General features: G+C 65.7%; 19 protein-coding genes and 1 other RNA gene. 11 read left to right on the forward strand and 9 right to left on the reverse strand.

Translation table 11 applies throughout. From position 1 onward, the window contains the following. The first annotated feature begins 6 nt into the window (after nucleotides 1–6). Nucleotides 7–2634, forward strand: coding sequence for a DNA ligase D (ligD, locus tag XpruCFBP8353_RS14430; RefSeq protein WP_101363836.1), 2628 nt, complete (start codon nucleotides 7–9; stop codon nucleotides 2632–2634). A 76-nt stretch (nucleotides 2635–2710) separates the two neighbouring features. Here ligD and rnd read toward each other — a convergent pair whose 3' ends face one another. Further along, complete coding sequence (gene rnd, locus XpruCFBP8353_RS14435; RefSeq protein WP_101363837.1) at nucleotides 2711–3802, reverse strand: ribonuclease D; 1092 nt, start codon at nucleotides 3800–3802, stop codon at nucleotides 2711–2713. 207 nt (nucleotides 3803–4009) lie between these two features. On the opposite strand from rnd, the gene XpruCFBP8353_RS14445 reads away from it, so the two are divergent. From XpruCFBP8353_RS14445 to XpruCFBP8353_RS14455, 3 genes are all read left to right on the forward strand, one after another. After that, nucleotides 4010–4085: non-coding RNA, sX9 sRNA (locus tag XpruCFBP8353_RS14445), on the forward strand. Between the two features lie 39 nt (nucleotides 4086–4124). Continuing rightward, nucleotides 4125–5909 carry a formylglycine-generating enzyme family protein gene (locus XpruCFBP8353_RS14450; RefSeq protein WP_101364011.1) on the forward strand — a complete coding sequence of 595 codons (1785 nt, stop codon included), beginning with the start codon at nucleotides 4125–4127 and terminating at the stop codon, nucleotides 5907–5909. 512 nt (nucleotides 5910–6421) lie between these two features. After that, the gene (locus XpruCFBP8353_RS14455; protein WP_101364012.1) at nucleotides 6422–7684 is read left to right on the forward strand and encodes an AcvB/VirJ family lysyl-phosphatidylglycerol hydrolase; all 1263 of its coding nucleotides are present in this window, start codon (nucleotides 6422–6424) and stop codon (nucleotides 7682–7684) included. Between the two features lie 296 nt (nucleotides 7685–7980). Here the strand turns inward: XpruCFBP8353_RS14455 and xseA are convergent, their stop codons facing one another. Next, on the reverse strand, nucleotides 7981–9318 hold the full coding sequence (gene xseA / locus XpruCFBP8353_RS14460; protein WP_101363838.1) for an exodeoxyribonuclease VII large subunit: 1338 nt from the start codon (nucleotides 9316–9318) through the stop codon (nucleotides 7981–7983). A gap of 132 nt (nucleotides 9319–9450) precedes the next feature. After that, nucleotides 9451–10518 (reverse strand): tRNA epoxyqueuosine(34) reductase QueG, encoded by a 1068-nt coding sequence (gene queG / locus XpruCFBP8353_RS14465; protein WP_101363839.1) that lies wholly within the window; start codon nucleotides 10516–10518, stop codon nucleotides 9451–9453. A gap of 24 nt (nucleotides 10519–10542) precedes the next feature. On the opposite strand from queG, the gene XpruCFBP8353_RS14470 reads away from it, so the two are divergent. The 6 genes from XpruCFBP8353_RS14470 to XpruCFBP8353_RS14495 all read left to right on the forward strand — a co-directional run bounded on the left by XpruCFBP8353_RS14470 (nucleotide 10543) and on the right by XpruCFBP8353_RS14495 (nucleotide 18257). Then, the gene (locus tag XpruCFBP8353_RS14470) at nucleotides 10543–12030 is read left to right on the forward strand and encodes an NAD(P)H-hydrate dehydratase (RefSeq protein WP_101363840.1); all 1488 of its coding nucleotides are present in this window, start codon (nucleotides 10543–10545) and stop codon (nucleotides 12028–12030) included. Further along, nucleotides 12027–12527: a tRNA (adenosine(37)-N6)-threonylcarbamoyltransferase complex ATPase subunit type 1 TsaE gene (tsaE, locus tag XpruCFBP8353_RS14475; protein ID WP_101363841.1), complete on the forward strand. Its 501-nt coding sequence runs from the start codon at nucleotides 12027–12029 to the stop codon at nucleotides 12525–12527. The genes XpruCFBP8353_RS14470 and tsaE overlap by 4 nt, the downstream gene beginning before the upstream one ends. 70 nt (nucleotides 12528–12597) lie before the next feature. Continuing rightward, nucleotides 12598–14298 (forward strand): N-acetylmuramoyl-L-alanine amidase, encoded by a 1701-nt coding sequence (locus XpruCFBP8353_RS14480; protein WP_207759644.1) that lies wholly within the window; start codon nucleotides 12598–12600, stop codon nucleotides 14296–14298. A gap of 138 nt (nucleotides 14299–14436) precedes the next feature. Further along, nucleotides 14437–16314, forward strand: a complete 1878-nt coding sequence (mutL, locus tag XpruCFBP8353_RS14485) for a DNA mismatch repair endonuclease MutL (protein WP_101363843.1) — start codon at nucleotides 14437–14439, stop codon at nucleotides 16312–16314. After that, nucleotides 16314–17249: a DUF1684 domain-containing protein gene (locus XpruCFBP8353_RS14490; RefSeq protein ID WP_101363844.1), complete on the forward strand. Its 936-nt coding sequence runs from the start codon at nucleotides 16314–16316 to the stop codon at nucleotides 17247–17249. The genes mutL and XpruCFBP8353_RS14490 overlap by 1 nt, the downstream gene beginning before the upstream one ends. A gap of 33 nt (nucleotides 17250–17282) precedes the next feature. Beyond that, nucleotides 17283–18257, forward strand: coding sequence for a TraB/GumN family protein (locus XpruCFBP8353_RS14495; RefSeq protein WP_101363845.1), 975 nt, complete (start codon nucleotides 17283–17285; stop codon nucleotides 18255–18257). Nucleotides 18258–18301: 44 nt separating this feature from the next. On the opposite strand, the gene phaR is transcribed toward XpruCFBP8353_RS14495, so the two are convergent. The 3 genes from phaR to gluQRS form a co-directional block, all read right to left on the reverse strand. Beyond that, entirely contained in the window at nucleotides 18302–18877 is a 576-nt protein-coding gene (phaR, locus tag XpruCFBP8353_RS14500) for a polyhydroxyalkanoate synthesis repressor PhaR (protein WP_101363846.1), read from the reverse strand. A 159-nt stretch (nucleotides 18878–19036) separates the two neighbouring features. Further along, the gene (gene phbB, locus XpruCFBP8353_RS14505) at nucleotides 19037–19777 is read right to left on the reverse strand and encodes a beta-ketoacyl-ACP reductase (protein WP_101363847.1); all 741 of its coding nucleotides are present in this window, start codon (nucleotides 19775–19777) and stop codon (nucleotides 19037–19039) included. 87 nt (nucleotides 19778–19864) lie between these two features. Then, nucleotides 19865–20764 carry a tRNA glutamyl-Q(34) synthetase GluQRS gene (gluQRS, locus tag XpruCFBP8353_RS14510; RefSeq protein WP_101363848.1) on the reverse strand — a complete coding sequence of 300 codons (900 nt, stop codon included), beginning with the start codon at nucleotides 20762–20764 and terminating at the stop codon, nucleotides 19865–19867. 97 nt (nucleotides 20765–20861) lie between these two features. On the opposite strand from gluQRS, the gene htpX reads away from it, so the two are divergent. Continuing rightward, nucleotides 20862–21740, forward strand: a complete 879-nt coding sequence (gene htpX / locus XpruCFBP8353_RS14515; RefSeq protein WP_101363849.1) for a protease HtpX — start codon at nucleotides 20862–20864, stop codon at nucleotides 21738–21740. Nucleotides 21741–21841: 101 nt separating this feature from the next. On the opposite strand, the gene XpruCFBP8353_RS14520 is transcribed toward htpX, so the two are convergent. The 3 genes from XpruCFBP8353_RS14520 to XpruCFBP8353_RS14530 form a co-directional block, all read right to left on the reverse strand. Further along, nucleotides 21842–23911 carry a GGDEF/EAL domain-containing response regulator gene (locus tag XpruCFBP8353_RS14520; RefSeq protein WP_101363850.1) on the reverse strand — a complete coding sequence of 690 codons (2070 nt, stop codon included), beginning with the start codon at nucleotides 23909–23911 and terminating at the stop codon, nucleotides 21842–21844. Nucleotides 23912–24130: 219 nt separating this feature from the next. Then, nucleotides 24131–25312, reverse strand: a complete 1182-nt coding sequence (locus XpruCFBP8353_RS14525; RefSeq protein ID WP_101363851.1) for a BaiN/RdsA family NAD(P)/FAD-dependent oxidoreductase — start codon at nucleotides 25310–25312, stop codon at nucleotides 24131–24133. Further along, nucleotides 25309–25857: a YaeQ family protein gene (locus tag XpruCFBP8353_RS14530; RefSeq protein ID WP_014503075.1), complete on the reverse strand. Its 549-nt coding sequence runs from the start codon at nucleotides 25855–25857 to the stop codon at nucleotides 25309–25311. The genes XpruCFBP8353_RS14525 and XpruCFBP8353_RS14530 overlap by 4 nt, the downstream gene beginning before the upstream one ends. Between the last annotated feature and the right edge of the window lie 9 nt (nucleotides 25858–25866).

A 25866-nucleotide genomic window follows, 5' to 3' on the forward strand; every position in this document is an offset into this window, starting at 1 on the left:
TCTGCCATGAGCCTGAGCGAGTACCGCCGCAAGCGCAGCTTCGCCAAGACCCGCGAGCCAGAACCGGGCAAGGCCTTGCCGCAAGGACAGCGCGCGATCTTCGTAGTGCAGTTGCACCACGCCAGCCGTCGCCACTACGACTTCCGCCTGCAGGTGGGCGATGCGCTCAAGAGCTGGGCTGTGCCGAAGGGGCCAAGCTACGACCCCAAGGTCAAGCGCATGGCGGTGGAGGTCGAAGATCACCCGGTCGACTACGCCAGCTTCGAGGGCGAGATTCCCAAGGGCGAGTATGGCGGCGGGCATGTGGCGCAGTTCGACCATGGCGTGTGGACTACCATGGGCGACCCGGAGGCGCAGCTGGCCAAGGGGCATTTGCGCTTCGAGTTGTTCGGCAACAAGCTCAAGGGCGGCTGGCATCTGGTGCGTTCCAGCAAACCGGCGCGGCAGCCGCAATGGTTGCTGTTCAAAGAGAACGATGCCTACGCCGGCACGGTGGAGGCGGACGATCTATTAGCCGATGTCGCCGCCGCGCCTGCCGACGATGTGCGCCGTGCAGGCACCGGCAAGACCAAGCGCAAGGCGCTGACAACCGTGCCGCCGCCGGCCCCGAAAAAGCGCGGTACCTGGGCAAGGCAGGCGCTGACGCTGACCAATGCACGGTGCGCCGAGAGGGAAGACGCCGCATTTGCGCCGCAGCTGGCCACGCTGGGACAGGCGCCACCAGAAGGCGCGCAGTGGCTGCATGAAATCAAATGGGACGGCTACCGCATCCTGGCGACGGTCACCGCTGGCAAGGTGCGGCTGTGGTCGCGCAATGCGCTGGAGTGGACCGACAAGACGCCAGAGATCGCCGATGCGATTCAGTTGCTGGGCCTGCGCAGCGCGCAGATCGATGGCGAATTGATAGCCGGACGCGGCACCAAAGAAGACTTCAATCTCTTGCAGGCCACCCTGTCTGGCGAACGCCAGATGCCGCTGGCGCTGGCAGTGTTCGATCTGCTGCACGTGGACGGAGTAGATATTCGCGAAGCGCCGCTGCGCGAGCGCAAGCACTTGTTGCAGCAGGTGCTTGAGGCGACGCCCAACGCGCGTCTGGCCTACAGCTCGCATGTGGAAGGCGATGGCACCGAGGCGTTCCGGGTGGCCGGCGAGCAGCGCTTTGAGGGCATCATTTCCAAACGCGCAGATCGCCCTTATCGCCAAGGACGCAGCGACGATTGGCGCAAGACCAAGCAGCTTGCCAGCCAGGAATATGCGGTGGTCGGCTACACCGCGCCCAAGGGCAGCCGCAGCGGCTTTGGCTCGCTGTTGTTGGCCACGCCGGACCCGGTGCATGGCTGGTTGTACGTAGGCCGCGTTGGGTCCGGATTCTCCGATGCGTTGATGCGCGAGATCACCCAGCAACTGGAGGGCGGTGGTGGCCGCAAGCCCACTGCGCATGTTCCCACTAGCGATACCGACTTGCGCGGGGCCACCTGGTTTGCGCCACGTTTCGTGGTGGAGGTGTTCTATCGCGGCATCGGTGGGCAGCACTTGTTGCGCCAGGCCTCGTTCAAGGCGCTGCGCCCGGATAAGCGCATTGCCGATCTTACCGACAGCGATGCGGTAGATGGCCCAGTTTCAATGTCTTCTGCCAAGCGTTTGCCAAAGCGTGTTGCGAAACATGCCGACACTGTGGCGACACAGGCACCGAAACGCGGGGCAACGCGTGCGGCAGCGACAACGCGCAAATCGGCACTTGCCTCAGCTGCATCGGACGCGCTACCGACGCTGTCCAGCCCGACCAAGCTGATCTACCCGGATATCCGCGCGACCAAACGCGACGTCTGGGACTACTACCAAGCGGTGATGGACCACCTGTTGCCGCAGATCGTGGGCCGGCCGCTGTCGGTCATCCGCTGCCCAAGTGGTGCGGAAAAACCGTGTTTTTTCCAGAAACACCACACTGCTGGCCTTGAGCGCGTGAGTTCTGTCAAGCTGACCGAAGAGACCGGCAGCAATGCGTATTATCTGGTCGTGGAGGATGCGTCCGGCTTGCTGGAACTGGTGCAATTCAATGCGCTGGAATTCCATCCCTGGGGCTCGCATGCCGACCACCCGGATGTCGCCGACCGCGTCGTATTCGATCTCGATCCGGGCCCGGATGTGCCGTTTGCCGAGGTCAAACGTGCGGCCAACGATATCCGTAAGTTGCTGGCGCAACTGGAACTGGAATCGTTCTTGCGCGTTTCCGGAGGCAAGGGTCTGCACGTGGTGGTGCCCTTGAACCCGGGCTGCGATTGGGAAGTCACCAAGCGCTTTGCCAAGGGCTTTGCCGATGCCTTGGCGCAGGCCGAGCCGCAGCGGTTCATCGCCGCTGCCACCAAGCGCCTGCGTAACAAGCGCATCTTCGTCGACTACCTGCGTAACGGCCGCGGCGCCACCGCAGTGGCCTCCTATTCACTGCGTGGCCGACCAGGTGCGCCGGTTGCGTTGCCGCTGGCGTGGTCGGAGTTGTCCAAGCTGCAGCGCGCCGATGCCTTCACTTTGCGCGATGTACCTGAGAAGCTGCGCCGCCGTCGCAAGGATCCATGGGCAGACATGGACCGCATCCGGCAGAACCTGACCCGCTGGGCGGAGCAGGACGCGGACTGAGGCGTGACGCCGCTGCTACGCAATCCAAGAAAAAAGCCCGCATCGCTGCGGGCTTACGTGTCAAACCGCTAGCAAGTTACGCTGCGGATTGTTCCAGCAGCGGCATCACCTGCGCTTCCAGCACCGCACGCCGCCACTGGCCTAGCGCCGCGGGCCAGCTGCGCTGTTCGATCAAGGTTTCCAGGTGCCTACGTGAGGCCAGCAGACCATCCGGCAGACCGAGTTCACGGCTGCGCTGCGCCACGGTGTCCTGCAGGCGCTTGAGCACGGCCTTGTTGCCGTCGGTGGCGGCTTGGGCCAGTGGCGCATGTTCTTCGTCGGGCAGGGGAGTATTGAGCGCGTCCCACACCGCATTGGCGAGCTTGCGCGGCGCCTTGGGAAATTTATCGAACTGGCGCAGCAACGCGTCCAGATCGGCGGGCGGGAACCGCGCCAGTTGGCTGGCCAGTTCGTTGTCCAGAATCCAGCTACGCGGGCGATCGCTTTGACGCGCCTGCAGGTCGCGCCAACGCAGCAGGCGCAGTAGCCGCCGTTGCGCCGCCGGCTCCAGGAATTGCGCGGTGCGCAGGCTCACATGCGGCCAGCGTTCGCCATCGTCGTGCTCCACCGTGGCGAGCAGGCGTTCGGCATCTTCGGCCAGCCAGTCCAGGCGGTCCTGCTCGGTGAGGCGGCGGGTGAGTTCGTCGTGGATCGCAAACAGATAGCGCACGTCGTCGGCGGCGTATTCCAGCTGCGACGGCGACAGCGGGCGACGCATCCAGTCCGATCGCGTCTCGCCCTTGGTCAGCAAGGTGCCAGTCACTTCCTGCACCAGTTTCTGGTAGCCCATGCCACCGCCAACACCGGCCAGCGCTGCAGCGATCTGGGTATCGAACAACGGCCGCGGCAACGCACCACACGCGCATTTGAACGTGACCAGGTCTTCGCTGGCGCTATGCATCACCTTGACGATGTCGGTGGCGGTCAACCACTCCTTGAGCGCCTCGTTCATACCAGGGATCAGCGGGTCGATCAACAGGATCTCCTCGCCGATGGCCATCTGCACCAGTGCCAGTTGCGGCCAGTAGGTGCGTTCGCGAATGAATTCGGTATCCAGGCCGATCCGCGACGGGCGCGCTGCCTGCAGGCGGTCGGTCAGCTCGGAGGGGTGGGTGATCCAATGGGGCACGTGATTTCCGTCGACAGCAAGGGTTTGCGCAGAACGCGCAGAATAGCCTAACGTCGCGATCGCCTGTCGTGCGGCAGAGCACTGGAAGGAGCAGGTGGTGGGTGAGTGCGGTGACCGGATGGCAGCGTGGGCAATGGTCGCGCTGAGAGCGACCAGCAAAACGACTGCGCAGGCACCAGGCGGGCGCGGCCGGTGCCCGGAATCGGCATGGACCATTCGGACACTCCGGTTCCTGCGCGCCGGCGCCCCCCGCCTGACGGCTGCTTGCTGCGTTTTGTTGGCCGCGCTTGGCGTGTGCGCCTGTTCGCGCACACCGACACCGGTGCCCGCGGTTGCGCCCCAACCGGCGCCTGCCGCCGCCGCGCCGAGCAAGCCGAATGTCTCCATCGGCGGCGAAGAATCCGCCGAGACCGTGGCGCACTGGCAGCCGCCCGCGGTGGCGTTAGGCGATGAGCCGTTGACGCAGGTGCGCAAGCGCGCCGACCAGGCATTGCAGGAAGACCGCCTGTATCGCGATGCCAGCGATGCGATCCCGCTGTATCTGGCGATTCAGCAGCGTGCCGGTGGCAAGGATGCAGCCAGCCGTCGCGGCCTGGAGCAGGCGCGCCGCCGGCTGCTTGAACGCGGCGCGGCATTGATCGAACAGACCGAGCGTCAGGACGATACGTTGGAGCAGGCACGCGAGGTGGCCTTCGTCGCGCTCGCCCTCGCGCCACAAGACCCCAAGGTGCGCGCCCTGCAACGCGAGGTGGAGACCGCGCAGCGCGTGCTGGCGTTCAATCGCGCTGGCGAGGAAGACCTGCGCGGTGGACGGCTGGGCGAAGACGGCAATGGCGCGCTGGTGAATTTTCGCGATGCCGCGCAACTGGACCCCGACAACCCGCGCACCCGACAGGGCCTGGCAGCCGTGGAAAGCGGCCTGCTGGAGCGCGCCGAACAGGCGGCACAGGCAAGCGACTTCATCGGTGCCCGTTACTGGCTGCAGATGGCAGGTCAGGTGCGCGAGCGCGCGCCCACCATCGCCGATGCGCGCGCGCGGGTGGAGCGCATGCGCCGCGCGCAAATCGCCGCGTTGCACGATGCCGGTTTGCACGATCTGACCTCGCCGCGTGGGCTCAAGGCGGCCGGCGAAAAACTTGCCGAAGTGCTGCGCATCGCCGACCCCGGCGACCCGGTGGCTGGCGATCTGCGTCGCCGCCTGGAGCTGGCCACGCACTACGGCAGCTTCCGTCCCGGACAGGTGTTCACGGACGGACTCAACGTCGGTGGGCGCGGCCCACAGATGATCGTGGTGCCGCATGGCGCGTTCCAGATGGGGGCCGGCGATGCCGAACCGGGTGCATCCGACAACGAGCGCCCGGCACATTACGTGCGCTTCGCGCGCGGCTTTGCGTTGTCGATCACCGAGGTCACGGTCGCCGAGTTCCGTCAGTTTGTCGAAGCCACCGGTGCGCGCCCGCGTGCCACCCGGCGCGGGCATTCGGTGGTGTACGACGAGCGCAGCGGCAATTTCATCCGCCGCAGCGGCGTGGATTGGCAGTCCGATTACAACGGCGCCCAGGCCGCGCCCAACAGCCCGGTCATGCACGTGAGCGTTCGCGACGCCGAAGCGTACGCATCCTGGCTTTCGGAACAGACCGGCCGCCATTACCACGTGCCCAGCGAGGCCGAGTTCGAATATGCCGTGCGTGCCGGCACCACCGGGCGCTACCCGTGGGGCAATGCGGGCTCGCCTCCGCCCGATGCCGGTAACTTTACAGGCGGCAACGACGTCTCGCGCAGCGGCAGGCACTGGAACAACGGGTTCGTCGGCTACGGGGACGGCTTCTGGGGCCCGGCGCCGGTCGGCAGCTTTCGCGCCAACGCCTGGGGGCTGCACGACATGGGCGGCAACCTGAGCGAATGGGTGGCCGACTGCTGGCACGCCAGCTACCGCCGTGCTCCCGCCGATGGCGCTGCCTGGTACAACCCGGGCTGCCGCCAGCGCATGATCCGCGGCGGCAGCTGGGCCAATTCGCCGCAACAGACGCGTGCGGCCTGGCGGCAGTCGCAGGATTCGGACACCACCAGTGCGCGTATTGGCTTCCGCGTGGCGCGTGGAATTTAACTGCTGCTGACATGGCGTGCGGCGCGGCGATCGTGCCCTGTGTGACCGCCGCACTCGGCTTCGTGTTGTAGCCGCTGGGAGACATTCTCGGACCGACGGTGCGCTCTGGCTATGGCTGTACGAGAGCGTGTTCGTGCCGACAGAGGCAGGCCTGGGCGCAGGCGAAACGAGCTAGGTCTCTTTACCGCACGACGAGCGAACACTGCCGCAGGCACGCTGCGCTGGCACAAGCAGTTTTTGGGGTGCTTGCGGACGGCGGTTCGCTTCTCGCTACCTCCACTCGACAGCGGTGCCGAACGATTGACCAAGATCGTTGAGTTTTTGGTGCGGTCGTTCCGGCCGTTCTATGAGCGTTGTAAAGCACAGCGGCAGACTGCGGGTTGCGAGCCAGGCCGTCACGCGCAATATACTTTGTTCAGCTGGCTTAACGGTGACGAACGGCGCGCACGTCAACGATGAAACCGGCCGTGTCTGCTGTGGTCAAATTGCAATCGCATGATGGGGACGCCGTGATGGGCATGGGGATCAAGATGTTTCGTTGGGTCATAGCGATTTTGCTGATTGGCGGCAGCGGCTACGCCGTGGCGCGGCATCTGCAGAACAGTAATACAGCCGGGCATTACGGCTCGGTCGAAGTGATTCGCCCGGAAGGCACGCCCAAGGCGATGGTGATATTGCTGCCCGATAGCGGCCATCCTCAGGACAGCCAGCGGCTGGCCGACACGCTGAGCAACGATGGCGCCCTGGTGGCGGTGGTCGACACCGCAAGATACCGCGAACGCGCGCGCGCGCACCAAGTCGCCTGCAGCTCGCTGGCCGACGATGCCGAGCGGCTGGGTAAGAAATTGTTGCGCGCCGAACATGTCGATGCGTTCTTGCCGCCGGTGCTGGTGGGGCAGGGCGACGGTGCCGTGCTGGCGCGCCAAGCAGTGGCCTCGGCCGCGCCCGACGTGCTGGGCGGGGCGGTGGTCGCCGATGCCGGTAGCAGGGATCCAGGGCTGGCATGCTCGCGCGATATGCCCAATGCCAGTCAGGGTTTCCTGGACGATCTGGCCGATGAGTCCAGCCCAATGCAGATCGCCGCAGCCACACGCGGCCACTTCCTGGCTGCGCAGTCGCAAGGCCTGGGTGATTTGCCGCTCGTAGAACTGCACGCGTCAGGCAGCGACCGGCTGGTGGTGATGCTCTCCGGCGATGGCGGCTGGCGCGAACTGGATAAAGGCATCGCCGCGCAGCTGCAGCAGCAGGGCGTGTCGGTGGTGGGCTGGAACAGCCTGCGCTACTTCTGGGGCAGTCGCACGCCGCAGCAAGTTGGCGCGGACCTGGATCGGGTGATCGCCAGCTATCGCGAGCGTTGGCATATCCAGCATGTCGCCCTGGTTGGCTATTCGTTCGGCGCCGATGTATTGCCGTTCGCCTATCCGGAACTCTCGCCGCAGCAACGTGCCTCGGTGCAGTTCGTCAGCCTGCTGGGCCTTGGCCATGAGGCAGACTTCAAGGTGCGCGTCGGTGGCTGGCTGGGCTGGCATAACGATGCCGAGCGCGATGTGGAGCCGGCTATCCGGTCCCTGGATGCGCACCGCCTGCAATGCATCTACGGCGACGAAGAAAAAGACACGCTGTGCCCGGAACTGCGCGCACGCGGCGTGCAGGTGCTGGCACGCCCGGGTGGGCACCACTTCGACCACGATCCGGTGGTGCTGGCCGGGCTGCTGATGCAAGGCTGGCAGCACGCAGCGCAAACACCGATCGCGCAAGCGCCCAGCCGCTCCTAACGCGGCTGTGAGCTAGCGAAGCGCCCTGCATAACGTTTTCTAGAGCGTTGATCGACAAGTAACGATCGTCACCGTGCACCTTCCACCATGCGAAGGTGCTCGAGTCCAAGCACGGCTAGCGGCCTTACTTCAACGAGATCCCGGATTCACCCGCCACCCGTCGCGTGTTCGACGGTGCTCTCTGGTACCGGGCCGACCTTCGCGGAACGACGTGAAGTGGGAACCTTCGAAGCGTTCATGCCGGCGCTGAGTGCCGGCATTGCTACAGGAGCCACGCTGTCGCGCGTGGCTTGCTGTCAACTCTCGCCAGACTCTACCCGCACTTCGATACTGCCATCGGCCAGCTGTGCGCGGAGGTGTTCGCCTGCTACCACCTCGGCGGCGCTGCGTACGACGCTGCCATCGGCAGGGCGGGTCACGATGGCGTAGCCGCGCGCAACCGTGGCCAGCGGGCTGACGGCTTCCAGCGAGCGCGCAATGCTGCGCAGCTGCAGCTGATCGTGCTGCAGGCGCCGTTGCATCGCCGCCTGGGGGTGCAACGCCCGCAGGCGTTGCTGCAAGCCGGCCAGATGACGTTGCGGGTTGTGTGATTGCACCTGCGCTTGCCCACGCTGCACACGTGCCTGCAAGCGCTCGAGCATTTGCGTCATGCGCGCACTCAGTTGGCGACCGGCCTCTTCCTGGCGGCGATGGAGCAGTTGCAGTCGTGCCTGCGGGCTATGTGCACGCAGGCGAAGCGCAAGTCGGTCTGCGCGTTGCATGGCATTGCCCAAGGCGGATTGCTGCAGCTGAGTCATGCGTGCCTGCGCGCGCCGCACGCGCGCGACCAGCTCGCGTTGATCGGGCACCAGCAATTCGGCCGCGACCGAGGGCGTGGGCGCACGCACGTCGGCCACGAAATCGCTGAGGCTGAAGTCGGTCTCGTGGCCGACCGCAGACACCACGGGTGTCTGCGCAGCGGCAATCGCGCGCGCCAGGCGCTCGTCGTTGAAGGCCCACAGATCTTCCAGCGAGCCGCCACCGCGGGTGATCAGGATGACGTCGTAGCGCCCGGACGCATCGGCGCGTCGCAGCAGTGAGGTAATCTGTGCGGCGGCGCTGTCGCCTTGCACCAGCGAGGGCAGTAGGTCCACTTCCAGTAGTGGAAAGCGCCTGGCCAGCACGCTGAGCACATCGCGCACCGCTGCGCCGCTGGGCGAGGTAATCACCGCAAGTCGCTGCACATGCGCAGGCAGTGCCTGCTTACGCTCGGCATCGAACAGGCCTTCGGCAGCCAGACGTGCGCGCAATTCGTCGAAGGCGCGACGTAAGGCGCCTTCGCCTGCTTCTTCCATATGGTCGAGCACCAGCTGGTAATCGCCGCGTGCTTCGTACAGGGTCAGGCGCCCGCGCGCGAGCACGCGCAGGCCTTCGCGCGGCTGGAATTTCAGCCAGGTGCTTTTGGGCTTGAACATCGCACAGCGGATCTGCGCACGCGCGTCCTTCAGCGTGAAATAGAGATGCCCCGACGAGGGCCGGGTGACGCTGCTCAGTTCGGCTTCCACCCAGACCAGCGGAAAGCTGCCTTCCAGCAGGTCGCGCGCCAGCGAATTGAGCTGGCTGGGGGTGAGGATCTGTTCGTTGCGGTCGGCCATCGCCGTATTATCCCGTAGCGACGAAGATCGTGGGTGATCGCTGGCGAACGCCTATGCGGCCGGTGACTCCCTCGGTGATTGTCGTGTCGCAGATGGCGTAGGCGCAACGCGCGTTAGTCAATGCCTGTCGGCTCACAGACCGTGTTGCGCCAGCGCCCAACCAACGTGTTCGCGCACCAGCGCCGCATCGTCGTGACGACGCGCTTCCAGTGCCGTGAACACCTCTGGCGTGCCGGGCGCATTGCCCAGGCCGACGGCGATATTGCGCAGCCAGCGTTCGTGTCCGCTACGGCGGATCGGACTGCCCTCGGTGCGACGCAGGAATTCGTCTTCGTCCCAGGCGAACAGCTGTGGCAGCGTGGCCACGTCCAGCGCATTGCGGGCGCGGAAATCGGCTTCGTCGGTGCGCTTGGCGAACTTGTTCCAGGGGCAGATCAGCTGGCAATCGTCGCAGCCGAAGATGCGGTTGCCGATCGGCTTGCGCATGTCTTCTGGAATTGCGCCGTCGTGTTCGATGGTGAGGTACGCGATGCAGCGGCGCGCATCCAGCCGGTACGGCGCGATGATGGCTTGGGTGGGGCAGATATCGATACAGCGCGTGCAGGTGCCGCAATGCGCTGTTGCGGGCGTGTCGATCGGCAGCGGCAGGTCGAGGTAGATCTCGCCCAGGAAAAACCACGAGCCGCCGTTGCGATCGATCAGGCAGGTATGTTTGCCGATCCAGCCCAGGCCGGCATTGCGCGCCAACGCGCGTTCGAGCACCGGCGCGGAATCGACGAACACGCGGAAACCGAATGCGCCGATTTCGCCCTGGATACGCTCGGCCAGCTTCTGCAGCCGGTTGCGCATCAGCTTGTGGTAATCACGCCCTAGTGCATAGCGCGCCACGTAGGCGCGTGTGCCGTCGTGCAAGGTGTTCCAGGCCTCGGTGTCGTCCTTGCGGCCGTAATCCATGCCCACCGACAACACGCGCAAGGTGCCAGGTACCAGCTCCTGCGGGCGCGAGCGCTTGTCGCCGTGCTGGGCCATCCAGTGCATGGTGCCGTACAGGCCTTCTTCCAGCCAGCTGCGCAGATGCACCTCGTCTGCGCCCAGCTCGATGCCGGTAATGCCGCAGCGTTGAAAGCCGGCTTCGCGCGCAAGCACGCGAATGCGCGCGGCGGCATCGGCAGGGGTGGGACGGGCAAGGACGGCAGACATGGCGACAAGTATAGAATTCCCGGCATGTACGCACCGCTCGATCTTTACGACACCACCGCCGCGCGCACGCTCGATGCGCAGGCCACCACGCTGCTTGGCGGCGACGGCTACATCCTGATGCAACGCGCCGGGCAGGCCGCCTGGCAGTGGTTGCTGGAACGCTGGCCGCAGGCGCGACGCCTCGTGGTGGTATGTGGTACCGGCAACAATGGCGGCGATGGCTATGTGCTGGCGCGTCTGGCGCACCGGGCGGGGCGCCAGGTGCGCGTGGTGCATCTGCCCGAGCACGGCCCCGAATCGGACCTGGCGCAGCGGGCCTGCACCGACTACCTGGCGGTCGGTGGCGCGATCGAATTGTTTCCGTACCCGCTGGCGCAGGCGGATGTGATCGTCGATGCGCTGTTCGGCATCGGCCTGAATCGCGCACCGGACGACGCGACCGCTGCGTTGATCGACGCCATCAACGCGGCCGGCGTGCCGGTGTTCGCGCTGGATGTGCCAAGTGGCATCGATGCAGATCACGGGGTGGCTTTCGGCGCCGCGGTAAACGCTGCGCTGACCTTGCAGTTCATCGTGCCGCATCTGGGGCTCTACACCGGTGACGCGCTGGAAAACGCCGGCGAGCGCGCAGTCGCGCCGCTGGAGGTGCCTGCGTCTGCATTCGATGGACTGACGCCTGCCGCGCACAGTTGGAATGGCGATGCACTGGCGGCGCAGTTGCGCCCACGTCGTCGCAACACGCACAAGGGCGAATCCGGGCGGGTGCTGTGCGTGGGCGGCAATCTCGGCAGCGGTGGCGCCATCATGCTGACTGCCGAAGCGGCGTTGCGCAGCGGCGTCGGCTTGGTGCAGGTCGCGACGCGTGCCGAGCATGTGACCCCACTGCTGGCCCGCTGCCCCGAAGCGATGGTGCGCGCCGTGCAGGCCGATGACGATATCGCCACCCTGGCCGAGGCGGCGGACGCAGTCGCGCTCGGACCCGGGCTAGGGCAGGACGCCTGGGCTCACGCGTTGTGGCGTTCGGCGCTGGGCGCCGACACGGCAGTGGTGATCGACGCCGATGGCTTGAATCTGCTGGCTGGCAACGCGGTGCCGGCACGTGGCCCGCGGATTCTGACCCCGCACCCGGGCGAAGCTGGTCGTTTGCTGGGACGTTCGACCGCGCAGATTCAGCGCGATCGTCCGGCCGCTGCGGCTGAATTGGCAAAGCGCTATCACGCGGTGGTGGTGCTGAAAGGCGCCGGCACCGTGGTCGCCGCGCCAGACGCGGTGCCGCGCATTATCGACGCAGGGAATCCGGGCATGGCGGTCGGCGGCATGGGGGATCTCTTGACCGGTGTCATTGCGTCATTGTTGGGGCAGGGCTGGTCGCCATTCGACGCCGCCAGCCTTGGCGCATTGCTGCATGCCTGCGCCGGCGATGCGGCTGCGCAGGCAGGCGAGCGCGGCTTACTGCCAACCGATCTGCTTCCAGAACTGCGCCGCCTCGCCAACGCTGGAGCCATTGCATGATCGACCTCAACGGACACCTGCACGACGCGCAGGCCACCGAAACCCTGGGCCAGGCCCTGGCCGCAGCGCGGCCCGTCACCGCGGTGGTGCAGTTGCATGGCGACCTGGGCGCCGGCAAATCCACCCTCGCACGCGCGCTGCTGCGCGCACTCGGCGTCACCGGGCCGATCCGCAGCCCGACCTACACCCTGGTCGAACGCTATCGGCTGAGTACCGGCGATGAAGCCTGGCATCTGGACCTGTATCGCATCGGCCACGCCGGAGAGCTGGATTTTCTCGGGCTCGACGAGGGCAGTGCGAGCCTGTGGCTGGTTGAATGGCCGGAGCGCGGCGCCGGTGTCCTGCCGCCGGTCGATCTAGACGTAGAACTGGTCGTTGCCGGCGAAGGGCGTAGCGTTCGGTTGCAGGGCCGTAGCGCGGTCGGGCACGGTTGGCTGGAGCGTCTGTCGCGGCAGCCCCAGTTGCAGCCCCTTTTTGCCGCCTCACGAGAAGAATGAACGCCAGGTTGTGGATTATTAAGGGAAATCACCTTGCAATTCACACGCTTGGATGATTGAATCCAGCGCCATGACACCGGGGATCCGCCAGTTCTGTGTTTCCGCCCTGACCGCCAGCCTCAGCCTGGCGGTTTTTGCTGCGTGGGCCGGCGAAATCAAGGGTGTTGGCGTGAGTACCGGCGCAACCGGAACTCGCGCAGAAATTCAACTCGTCGGCAGCGGTGGGTTCAAAACCTTGTCGCTGGCGAACCCGAATCGCTTGGTCGTCGATTTTCCAGATTCCTCCGGCGTGCGCGGCCTCAAACTACCGTCCGCTGCCGGGTTGGTGACGTCGGTGCGCACCGGTCAGCCGGTGCCGGGGACGTTCCGGGTGGTGTTCGAGCTGGCAACGCCGGTGACGCCGCTCAAGCCGCAGATGCAGACCATGGGGAGCGGGTCGACGTTGGTGATCGAGTGGCCGGGCGATCCGACCCCGCCAGTGACCTCCGCCGTTGCGGCGGCGCCAACGGTTGCCCCCGCGCCGCGTCCGCTTGACGCGCAGCGCGAGGCCGCGCGCGCAACCGCTGCGCTGGCCGCTTCTGCGCAGCGCGCCTCCTCGGTGCCGCCGCCCCAACCACAAACTCCGCCGCCTGCACCGTACGTGCCGGCATCGGCGATGCCGACTGTCACTCAGGCGTCGGTTCCGACAACCGTCGCCACTGGCGTACCGACGCTGCGGCCCGGCACCACCACTCATAACGCAGCGCCGACTGGCGTAGCAGGCAGCACGCCTAACCGTGCCAGCGTGCCCAGCGGCAACGCATCGGCTGGGGCAGTGGCCGCCGGCAGTAGCGCATCCGCAGCTGCCATCTTGAACGGCGGCAGCGCACCGACGGGAGCGATGTCAGGGAGTAGCCCAGCAGTCGCCCCCAACGGCGGGTCGAGTGTGGTGGCCGCCGCAAACGACGACGACCTTCCGCCGCGTCCGGTGCTGCCCAGCGAGGCATCGCGCGTCAAGATGGCGCCAGGCATGCGGCCGTTGATCGTCGCCATCGATCCCGGCCATGGTGGCCAGGATCCGGGTGCGATGGGTCCGACCGGCAAGCGCGAAAAAGACGTGACCCTGGCGGTCGGCCGCGAACTGGCACGCCAGATCAACGCCACGCCCGGGATGAAGGCGTACCTGACCCGCGACACCGACGTGTTCATTCCGTTGCCCATGCGCGCGCAAAAGGCGCGGGCTGCGAAGGCCGACATCTTCATTTCCATCCATGCCGACGCTGCAGAAAATCGCAGTGCGACCGGCTCGTCGGTGTACGTCCTGTCGACCAAGGGCGCCTCGTCGCAACGCGCGCGCTGGTTGGCCGATAAGGAAAACGCGGCCGATCTGGTGGGTGGCGTGCGGCTGCAACAAACCGAAAGCACGCTGGCCAATGTGCTGCTGGACCTGGCGCAGAGCGGCCACATGAAGGCCTCCGAGGATGCCGCCGGCCATGTGCTTGGTGGCCTCAAGCGTATCGGCAACAATCACAAACCGCAGCTGGAGCGCGCCAATTTCGCGGTGCTGCGCACCTCCGACATGCCGGCGATGCTGGTCGAAACCGCCTTCATCTCCAACCCGGACGAAGAACGCCGCCTGATCGACCCGGCCTACCAGCGCAAGATCGCTGCCGCCGTGCTGGATGGCATCGATACCTTCTTCACCCGTCAGCCGCCGCCGGGCACGTTGTTTGCCGCGCGCGCGCAGGCCGAGGCCGATGCCGTCGGCACCGTGGCCGGCGGCAGTCGCTGACCCGCTGGGCTATCATTCCGCACTGATTCCCTGAGTGACGGCGCCTGCGCGCCGCCGGATTGCCGTGCCGACGTTCGTCTTGCCTGCCACCCCCGACATCCATCCTGTTTTGCGCTGCCAGCGCTCAAGCGTGCGCTGATGGCGATCCGTCAGTTACCCGAGATCCTGATCAACCAGATCGCTGCCGGCGAAGTCGTCGAGCGTCCCGCCTCGGTGGTCAAGGAGTTGGTCGAAAACGCCCTCGATGCCGGGGCCACCCGCGTGGACATCGATCTGGAAGAGGGCGGCGTGCGGCTGATCCGCATCCGCGACAACGGCGGTGGCATTACGCCCGATGAGCTGCCGTTGGCGGTGTCGCGGCATGCCACCAGCAAGATCGCCTCGCTGGACGATCTGGAAACCGTCGCTACGCTCGGCTTCCGCGGCGAAGCCCTGCCGTCGATCGCCTCGGTCAGCCGCTTTACGCTGATCTCGCGCCGTCACGATGCCGAACACGGCTCGGCGCTGCAGATCGAAGGCGGGCGGCTTGGCGAGGTGACGCCGCACGCGCATGCGCCCGGTACAACGGTGGAAGTGCGCGAGTTGTTCTTCAACGTGCCGGCGCGGCGCAAGTTTCTGCGCGCCGAGCGTACCGAACTGGGACATATCGAAGAGTGGCTGCGTTCGTTGGCGTTGGCGCGCCCGGATGTGGAATTGCGTGTGGCGCACAACGGCAAGCCGTCGCGCCGCTACAAGCCGGGCGATCTGTATTCGGATGCGCGGCTGGGCGAAACCCTGGGCGAGGACTTCGCGCGTCAGGCCTTGCGCGTGGATCACAGCGGCGCCGGCCTGCGGCTGCATGGCTGGGTCGCGCAACCGCATTACTCGCGGGCCAGCACGGATCAGCAATATCTCTACGTCAACGGCCGCTCGGTGCGCGATCGCAGCGTGGCGCATGCGGTCAAGATGGCCTACGGCGATGTGTTGTTCCATGGCCGCCAGCCCGCGTACGTGCTGTTTCTCGAGCTGGACCCGGCGCGCGTGGACGTCAACGTGCACCCGGCCAAGCACGAGGTGCGTTTCCGCGAAGCGCGGCTGATTCACGACTTCGTCTATCGCACCTTGCAGGATGCCCTGGCACAGACGCGCGCCGGCGCCACGCCCAACAGCATCGGCAGCGATGGCGTCGGCTACGCGGGCGCCACGTCTGCAGGAATTGGCGGCATTGGCAGCGGAGGCGTTCCGAGCCATGGCAGCTCACCCGGTACCGGCGGTGGCGGCTACAGCTACGCCAGCTGGACGCCTGCGCAGACGCCGCTGGGCCTGCGCGTGGACGAGGCGCGCGCCGCCTACAGCGCGCTGTATGCGCCGCCGCCGAGCAGCGCCCAGCAATCGGCGGGGATGCCGGCCCTGGCCGGCACCGGATTGCCGGCGACTGCAGAAGACAGTGGGGTGCCGCCGCTCGGATATGCCATCGCGCAGTTGCACGGCATCTACATCCTGGCCGAAAACGCCGAGGGCTTGATCGTGGTGGACATGCACGCTGCGCACGAGCGCATCGGCTACGAGCGGCTTAAAACTGCGCACGACAGCATCGGCCTGCACGCGCAGCCGTTGCTGGTGCCGATGACGTTGGCAGTGGGCGAGCGCGAAGCCGACACCGCCGAGCGCGAAGCCGACACGCTTGCCACGCTCGGGTTCGAGATCACCCGCGCCGGTCCGCAGTCGCTGCACGTGCGCAGCATTCCCGCGTTGCTGGCCAATGCCGAACCGGAGGCGCTGCTGCGCGATGTGCTGGGCGATCTACGCGAGCATGGTCAAAGCCGTCGCATTGCCAGCGCACGCGACGAACTGCTCTCCACCATGGCGTGCCACGGCGCAGTACGCGCCAACCGCCGCCTCACCGTGCCGGAAATGAACGCGCTGCTGCGCGATATGGAAGCGACCGAGCGCTCGGGCCAATGCAACCATGGCCGACCGACCTGGGCGCGGTTTACGCTGAGCGATATCGATCGTTGGTTTCTCAGGGGGCGTTGATGGCAGTGCACAGGGGGAAGGGCTGGCTGCTCGGCATGCTGGTCGCAGCGGTATTGGTCGGTTGCGGGCGCGATGCGGCCCCTCCGGCGGCGCCGGTCGCACTCGACAAGACATTCCTGGCCGACACGGCCGCCTGGCGCCAAGCGCGTCTGAAAGAACTGCGCGCGCCCGATGGCTGGACCAGCCTAGTGGGTCTGCACTGGCTGTCGCTGAAGGCGCATTACATCGGCAGCAGCGCCGACAGCGGTATCAAACTCGCAGTGGGCCCGCCCAAGATGGGCATGGTGGCCACTGAGAACAATGCGGTCTGGTTCGTGCCCGAGCGCGGCGCCGCGCTGACCCTCGATGGCAAGCCGCTGACCAGCCGGATCCGCTTCCAGTCCGACCGCGATCCGCAGCCCACCCTGATCCATTTCGACGATGGCAAAGGGGTGTTGAGCCTGATCCATCGCGGTGACCGCTATGCGCTGCGCGTCAAGCATGCCGACGCGACGTCGCGCACGCACTTCGCTGGACTGGACTACTGGCCGTTGGATCCGTCCTGGCGTATCAGCGCGCGCTACGTGCCCAATCCTGTCGGCAAGACCATCCCGATCGTGGATATCGTCGGTATCAGCAGCGAGCAGCCGAATGCGGGTGCGATCGCGTTCGAGCGCGACGGCAAAACCTATCGATTGGAAACCATCGGCGAGCCAGGGCGGCCGATGTTTGTGGTATTCGCCGATCGCACCAGCGGCCACGGCAGCTATCCGGCCGGGCGTTTTCTGGATCTGGACGTGCCCGATGCCTCCGGGAAGGTTGTGGTCGACTTCAATCGTGCCTACAACCCGCCATGCGCATTTACCCCATTCGCCACCTGCCCGCTGCCGCCGCCGGAGAATCGCATAGATCTGGCGGTATCGGCGGGCGAGAAGGCCTACAAGGTGTCGCACTGACATGGGTGACGTTGATAGATGCGGGAAAGCACGATGACGGGGCAACGGACAACGGCGATGCGCCAACGTGTTGCCGCCTGGTGCGGCGTCGCGCTGCTCGGCCTGACCTTGTGGAGCGGGGCGCTTGCGCCGCTGTGGGCACGCGGCGTCAGCGATGCGCCGGCCGGCCCGCCGGTGCCGCTGCTGTGGAAGGTCGATGGCAAGGGCGGCACCTTGTATCTGTTGGGTTCGTTCCATGTGCTCAAGCCCAGCGACTACCCGCTAGCGCCGGATGTGATGCAGGCCTTCGCCAAGGCCGACCGTCTGCTATTCGAGTTGCCGCCTGACGATGCGCAGTCGCCGGAACTGGCCAGTCGCATGCTGCAGGCCGCGCGGCGCACCGACGGGCGCACGCTGCAGGACACGCTGGACGCAAAAACCTGGCAGTCACTGAGTGCCTACGCGCGCAGGTACGGCATGTCGCTGGAGAGCTTGCAGCCGCTCAAGCCCTGGTTCGTGGCACTGACGATCAGCCTGGCCGAGATGACCCGGCAAGGTATGGACCCGAACGCTGGGCTGGACCATTACCTGATGGAACAGGCGCAGGCGCGCGGCAAACCGGCCGATGGCCTGGAGCGCGCCGCCGAACAGATCGCGTTGCTCGATGGCATGTCGCCTACCGAGCAGCATCAGTTGCTGGAAGAGCCGCTGGACGAGGCAGATGCCACCGTCCAATTGCGCCAGCTGCATGCGGCCTGGCGCAATGGCGACGTGCATACGCTGTCCACGCAAATGGCAGAAGACATGCGCCGCCAGTACCCGGCGCTCTATCAGGACATCAATGTCGAGCGCAATGCGCGCTGGGTGCCGCGTCTGGAACAGCGGCTTGGCAAAGGCAGCGGTACCACGCTGGTGGTGGTCGGTGCGCTGCATTTGCTGGGGACCGACGGGGTAGTGGAGCGCCTGCGTGCACGCGGCTACCACGTGGAGCGGATCTGCTCGGCCTGCGCAAAGCAGGCAGGCCGCTGATTGACTGCGCCTGGGAGCGTGGAGGCTCCTGGCGCAGCTTTGACTCAGCCGCGATTGCGTGCCTTGCCGGTGGTGCCGTGATTGTTGCCCGGCGTGCCGTGCGTGCCGGTTCCCATCGGACCGCTGCCCAGGCCGCTTGCGCCGGGCGGGGTCGGTGGCGTGCCAGGGCCACCCGGGCGACCGAAGCCGGCGCCGAAATTGCGCTGGAACTCCTGCCACAACTCCAGGTTGCGCTCGGTCAGCTGGTTCATCATCGCCCAGGGGGTCTGCCCAAGCAGGTTGCCCATCTGCTGACGGAACTGCTGCTGCTGGTCCAGGAACACCTGCATGCTGCGCTCCAGGTAGTTGCCCATGAAGCCCTGCAGCGAGTCGCCGTAGAAGCGGATGATCTGGCTCAGCAGCTGGGTGGAGAGCATCGGCTCGCCGTCCTGTTCGCGGTCGGCAATGATTTGCAGCAGCACCGCACGGCTCAGGTCTTCGCCGCTCTTGGCGTCGCGTACTTCGAATTCTTCGCCATCGATGATCAATTGGCGCACATCTTCGATGGTGATGTAGCTGGAGATTTCCGTGTCGTAGAGACGGCGATTGGGATACTTCTTGATGATGCGAAGTCCGGCCATGGAACGTTCACCCACACTGATAGTGCGCGCAGGATGGCGCACCGCAGCAGCGCTTGCAACAGCCAAAACGCCTTATTTGCTTAAGCGGACACATTAGAAATGTTGCGCAGCATGGTTTTTGTTGTAAATCCATGCTGCACCGCAAAGTTGCAGCAAACGCTACCAGCCCATGTGATGGCCGCCATTGATGTCCAGATTGGAGCCGGTGATCCAAGCAGCCTCTTCCGCAACCAGAAACGCGACCGCATAGGCGATCTCTTCCGGGCGTCCCAGCCGGCCGGTCGGGATGTCGGCCACGATCTTGGCGCGAACCTCTTCCGGCACCGCCATCACCATGTCGGTGGCCACGTAACCGGGCGAGACCGTGTTGACAGTGACCCCGAATGCCGCATTTTCGCGCGCCAGCGAGATGGTGAAACCATGCATGCCTGCCTTGGCCGCCGCGTAGTTGGCCTGACCGTACTGGCCCTTGAGCCCGTTAATGGAGCTGATCTGAATCACCCGGCCCCAGCCACGCTTGCGCATGCCCTCGATGACCGGGCGGGTCACGTTGAAGACCGAATTGAGGTTGGTGTTGATGACCTCGTGCCACTGCTCGGCCGTCATGCGGTGAAAGGTGGTATCGCGGGTGATGCCGGCGTTGTTGACCAGCACCTCGATCGGCCCCAGCGCGGCTTCGACCTCTTCCACCAAGGCGCGCGCATGCTCGGACGAGGCCACATCGCCGCGAAACAAGGAGAAACCATAGCCTTGCGCCTGCATGCGCTGTTGCCAGGCGCGTGCCTTTTCTTCATCGCGGAAGTTGCTGGCGACCCGGTGACCCTGGTCGGCCAGGCGTTTGCAGATCGCAGTACCGATACCGCCGGTGCCGCCGGTGACCAATGCGACGCGAGATGTCATGACGACTCCAATCAACAAGTAAGGCTGAGGGCGATCCGGGAGCGTGCCGACGCGGCCGCGCCTGGACGCCGGTGCTGGGGCGCAATTCTAGTCACGCTGGCGCTCGGATGCGCAGATATCACGGTCCAGCTGGCGTTGCCGCGGGAGCGACTGTGGCGAAAAATGCTGCACTGCCTGCTGCAGCAGGGTCTCGACCGCTGCATGCCGCGGCAGCGCGTCCGGCCGCTGGCCCAGCGCGGCCCAGGCGGCGTGCAGGGGCGGTAGTGGGTCGGTATCGTCCAGTGCGGGTGCGTCGTGCGACTTGGACAGCTTGCGGCCATCACGATCCAGCATCAGCGGTAGGTGCAGATAGCGCGGCTGCGGCAGGCCCAGTGCGCGCTGCAGCACCAGCTGGCGCGGGGTGGAGTCGAGCAGGTCGGCGCCGCGCACGACATCGGTGACGCCCTGCGCTGCATCGTCTACCACCACCGCCAGTTGATAAGCCCAATAGCCATCGGCGCGGCGCAGCACCACATCGCCCACCTCGGCGTAGACGTCCTGCACTACCGGGCCTTGTAGCGCGTCGTGGAAGACGACCGGCGATTGCCGCGGCACCCGCAGGCGCACCGCACGGCGCTCGCCCAGCGGCGCGACGCAGGCGTGGTGGATGCCGCCCATGCCGGCCAGGTCGGCGCGGCTACAGCTGCACTCGAATGCCTGGCCGGTCTCCAGCAACTGGTCGATGGCGGCGGTGTAGACGGCGTCACGCTCGGACTGCCGGATCACGGGAAGATCCGAGTGCAGACCGAAGGCAGTCAGGGTGCGTAGTTGCCGTTCGCAGGCACCGGGTTCGGCGCGCGGCGGGTCGATGTCTTCGATGCGCACGCACCACCGTCCGCCGGCATGCCGGGCCAGTAGCCAGCTGCCGAATGCAGCCAGCAGGGAGCCGAAGTGCAGGGGGCCGGTGGGCGAGGGCGCGAAGCGGCCGAGATAGGAGGGCGATGGCATGGGCAACTGAATCGTCGGTCAGGTGCTTGCTTGATTTCAAGCCGCGACACCCGCAGATCCGCAACAGTTCACCCCGCATCAGTGGAGCCTCTGCGCCATGTTCAACCGCATTTTCCTGTTCCTGCTGACCAACTTCGCGGTGCTGATGCTCGCCGGCATCGTCATGTCGGTGCTGGGCGTCAATCCCGCGCAAATGAGTGGTCTGTTGGTGATGGCCGCCATCTTCGGTTTCGGCGGCTCCTTTATTTCCCTGCTGCTGTCCAAGTTCATGGCCAAGCGCAGCACCGGCGCGCAGGTCATCACCGAGCCGCGCACCCCGACCGAGCGCTGGTTACTGGAGACCGTGCGCCGCCAGGCCCAGGCTGCCGGCATCGGCATGCCGGAAGTGGCGATCTATGAGGGACCGGAAATCAATGCCTTCGCAACCGGCGCCAATCGCAACAATGCCTTGGTGGCGGTGTCGACCGGCCTGCTGCAGAACATGGACCAGGATGAAGCCGAGGCAGTGCTCGGCCACGAAATCGCCCACGTCGCCAATGGCGACATGGTGACCATGGCGCTGTTGCAGGGCGTGCTCAATACCTTCGTGATCGTGCTCGCACGCGTGGTCGGCGGCGTCATCGACAGCGCCCTGTCGGGCAACCGCGACAGCGGCCGCGGCTTTGCGTACTACATCATCGTGTTCGCGCTGGAGATGGTGCTTGGCATGTTCGCGACTATGATTGCGATGTGGTTTTCGCGTCGCCGCGAATTCCGCGCCGATGCCGGTGGTGCGCAACTGGCCGGCCGCAGCAAGATGATCGCTGCGCTGGAGCGGCTGTCGCTCAACCATGGCCAGAACACCTTGCCCTCCCAGGTGCAGGCATTCGGCATTTCCGGCGGGGTGGGTGACGGCCTGCGCCGTCTGTTCCTGAGCCATCCGCCGCTCACCGAGCGCATCGCTGCGCTGCGTGCCGCCAACGGCACTGCGATGTAAGTTGTCGTGTTGGTCGTCGCTCGTAGGCAACAAAAAACCCGCAGGATGCGGGTTTTTTGTTGCCGTGCGATGGTGTGGAGTGAGCGGAGCGGTGCCGGCTTTCAGCCGAACTCGTAGTTCATCAACGGCCCGGTCGGTGCCACGAAATCGCCCTGTACGTAGTCCACGCCGGCACTGAAGAAGCTGCTCATCGACTGCGCATCTGCGACGAATTCGGCCACCGTCAAAATGCCGGCAGGCTGCGCGCGCGAGGTGATCTCGCGGATCTTTTCCTGGCTTTCCCGGGCCGAGGCGATGTCGCCGGTGATGCCGCGATCCAGTTTGAGGAAGGCGGGCTGGAAATGCGCCAGCAACTGAAATGAATCCAGGCCCGAGCCGAACTGTTCCAGCCCGACCTTGCAGCCCATCGCCGACACCGCGCCCAGGAACTGTTGCGCATTGCGCAAATGTGTAAACACCTTCGACTCTGGCGTCTGCAGCCATAGCCGTTCACCGGGCACGCCGTAGACGGCCAATTGCTCACGGATGGTGTCGATCATCTGTGGGTCGGAGAACGAGTTCGGCCCGATGCGTACCAGCAGGTGCGTGATGTGTCCGGCACGTTGCCGCTCGCCCAGTTGCCGGATCGCGCGTGCCACCACCCAGCGGTCGATCTCGGTGATCAGATCGTGCTCTTCGGCAATCGCCATGAACGCATTCGGCGACATCATTTCGCCATTGCGTTCCAGGCGCAGGAAGGCCTGATACAACTCCAGCGGCTCGCCTTGCAGATTGAGCACAGGCTGGTAATGCAGCACGAAGCCGTCGCCGACCAGGGCCTCGCGCAACTGCTCGACCCAGCGTTCGATCCGTTCTTCTTCCGCCCGATCGGCTGCGGCCGGGTCGTAGATGCTGATCGCATTGCCACCGAGCTCGGCGGTGGTGTGCACCGCTTCGGTGCCACGCTTGAGCACCTGACCGATGCTGGCGATCTTTTCGCCGATCTGCACGCCGCCGATGCTGACGGTCACTGTGGCCGAGCGCGTGCCCACGCTGAAGACGTGCTGCGCGAACGCATCGCGCACGATTTCCGCCAGTGCGTGCGTGCGCGCGTAATTGCCGTCCATCAGCAGGGCGAAACTGTGTTCGCCGAAGCGCGCGGCTACCACGCTGTCGTCCAGCACGCTGGCCACGTGCGCGGCGAGCGCAGCGATCAGCGCATCGGCCGAGTCCAGGCCAAATTCCGGCAGGATGCGGGCGTAGTGGTCCGGCTCGATCAACAGGAAGCCAGACTGGCCTTCGCTGCGGCCGGCCTGCGCGACGGCCTGTTCCAGCGCCACCATGAAGGTAGGGCGATTGAGCAGGCCGGTGACCTGGTCGCGCTGACGTAAGTCTTCGACCTCACGTGCCAACTCCGGGTCGAATTCCTCGCGGCGCCGGAACACCACCTGGATGCACGGCTCGCCTTCGTAAGTGGCGGTGGCAAATTCCATGGTCGCCGGGAAGGTGTCGCCTTCCACGCGGCGCGCGTCGACCTTGTATTGCGCCGGCGGCGGCTCGCCTTTGGACATCGCCTTGAGCAACTGCTTGAAATCGTCGACGTATTGCGCGGCGATCATGTCCAGCAACGAGATGCCTTCGACATCGTCGAACGACTCGAAGCCGAACATTTCCAGATAGGCGTCATTGGCGCGGATGTGCATGCCTTCATGCACGTAGGCGATCGGGTCACGCGAGGACGCGATGAGTGCGTCGCAGCGGCGCTCGGTCTCACGCATCTGCGCTTCGATGCGACGCAGCCCGCGACGGGCCTGCAGGTCGTCCCACTCCGAGCGCACCAGCGTCAGCAGGTGTGCGGGGCGGTTGCGCAAGGCGATGGCACGCACGCCATGCGAAGCGGCCTCGACCAAGGCATTCTCTTCGATCCGCTCGGCCAGCAAGATGACCGGTATGTCCTTGCCGCTGCCGGCAATCTGCGTCTGCAGGGCGCTCATGGGGATTTGCTGCGCCTGACCCAGGATGGCCAGATCGATCTGGCCAGACAGCATACTGGCCAGTTCCTCCTGGTTTTGCGGCCGCGAAGGGCGCACCGCAATGCCGCCGTTACGCAGCGCGGTGACGATGGTCTCGGCACTCTCCACGCTGTCGTCGACGATCATGAGGCGGAGGGTGAGATCTTTGCCTTTTTGCATGCGCGGCTCCCTAGAGACGGGCTTTAATACACGAAGGGGTCTGGCGCGTCCACGTGTGTGGATCATGCCGCATCGGGTGTGAGACGTAGAGCAAGATTTATGGGTGGAAGACGCCTTTCGGGGAATGTCGACCGCGCTCGAATGCGTGCTGTTCAGACCGCGACAGCGTCTGCATATCGCCGCCCCAGTCATCAATGAGCGATCAGCCCCCCCTCGCCCTTACGCCACGCTCCCCGCCGCATGGCCGGACGCCCACGCCCACTGGAAGTTGTAACCCCCCAGCCAGCCGGTGACGTCCAGCACCTCACCGACAAAATACAGGCCTGCCATCAAGCGTGATTCCATGGTCGCACTGGAGACCTGATTGGTATCGACCCCGCCCAGGGTGACTTCAGCCGTCCGGTAGCCTTCGGTGCCGCTGGCGACCAGCGGAAAGCGACCCAGCAACTCGGCAGCGGCCTGCAACTGCGGCGGATCCAGCTGACGCACCGGCTTGTCCGGCAGCCAGACCTCGCACAGGCGTTGTGCAAATCGCTTCGGCAACACGTCGGCCAGCACGTTGCGCAGCTCGGTAGCGCCGCGTTGCTGCTTTTGTTCGCGCAGCCATGCCGCTGCATCGTGACCAGGCAGCAAATCCAGCCGCAGATCGTCGCCCGGCTGCCAATACGAGGAGATCTGCAGGATCGCCGGGCCGCTGACGCCGCGGTGGGTGAGTAGCATGGAGTTGCGGAAGCTGACCCCGTTGCACTGCGCTTGAACCGGTAACGCCAGCCCGGAGAGCTCCTGCAGACGTTCCTGATGCTTGCCGCTCAGCGTGAGTGGCACCAGCCCGGCGCGGGTGGGCAGTAGCGCATGGCCAAATTGCTTGGCCAAGCCGTAGCCAAAGCCGCTGGCGCCCATGCTGGGGATCGACAGCCCGCCAGTCGCCACGATCAACGAGTGCGCCTGCACGCGGCCCTGGCTGGTCTGTACGTCAAATCCATCGCTTCCGCGCTGCACCGACAGCACGTCGCACTGGGTACGGATCTGCACGCCGGCCGCATCGCATTCGTCCAGCAGCATGCGCACGATCTGCTTGGACGAGATGTCGCAAAACAACTGGCCCAGTTCCTTCTCGTGATAGGCGATGGCATGTCGTTCGACCATCTCCACGAAATCTGACGGGCTATAGCGCGCCAGCGCGGATTTGCAGAAATGCCGATTGGCCGAAATGAAGTTGCCGGGCGCGGTGCCGGTGTTGGTGAAATTGCAGCGCCCGCCGCCGGACATCAGGATCTTCTTGCCGACCTTGTTGGCGTGGTCGATCACCAGCACCTGACGGCCGCGTCGGCCGGCGGTGAAAGCGCTCATCAGCCCGGCAGCGCCTGCACCGATGACCAGCACGTCGTACCGCATGTTCATTCGGCCGGCGCTTGCCGCACCATCGGGGTCAGGGTGACGCTGCCGTGATCGGCCAGCATCTGCACTTCGCCGTCCTGAATGATCACGTCAAAGCGCATGCCGCGCTGGATCAGCGCGCCCAGCGCTTCGGTGGCCTGCGAGTCGAGTTCGATCACGCGCAGGTTGCGGTGCCGGCCCATGGCGTTGGCGTGTTTCTTCCACCAGGTTTCGGTGGCCTGGCCGCCATAGCCGATCACCACCGCCTCGCGCGAGCGGTTGCAGGCCTTGCGCACGCGACTTTCATCGGGCTGGCCGAGGTCGATCCACAGGTCCGGGTCGCCGGTGTAATCGCGCCGCCACAGGTCGGGCTCGTCGTCGTTGCTGAGACCGCGGCCGAACTCCAGCCGGTCGTCGGCGAACAGCGCGAACGCCAACAGCCGCACCATCAGGCGCTCGTCGGTTTCGGACGGGTGTTGGGCCAGGGTCAGCGAGTGGTTGGCGTAATAGCCGCGGTCCATGTCGCTGATCTGGAGTTCCGCCCTGCGGACGGTGGCGGTGAGGGCCATCAGGATGCC

The organism is Xanthomonas prunicola (assembly GCF_002846205.1).
Classification (GTDB): domain Bacteria; phylum Pseudomonadota; class Gammaproteobacteria; order Xanthomonadales; family Xanthomonadaceae; genus Xanthomonas; species Xanthomonas prunicola.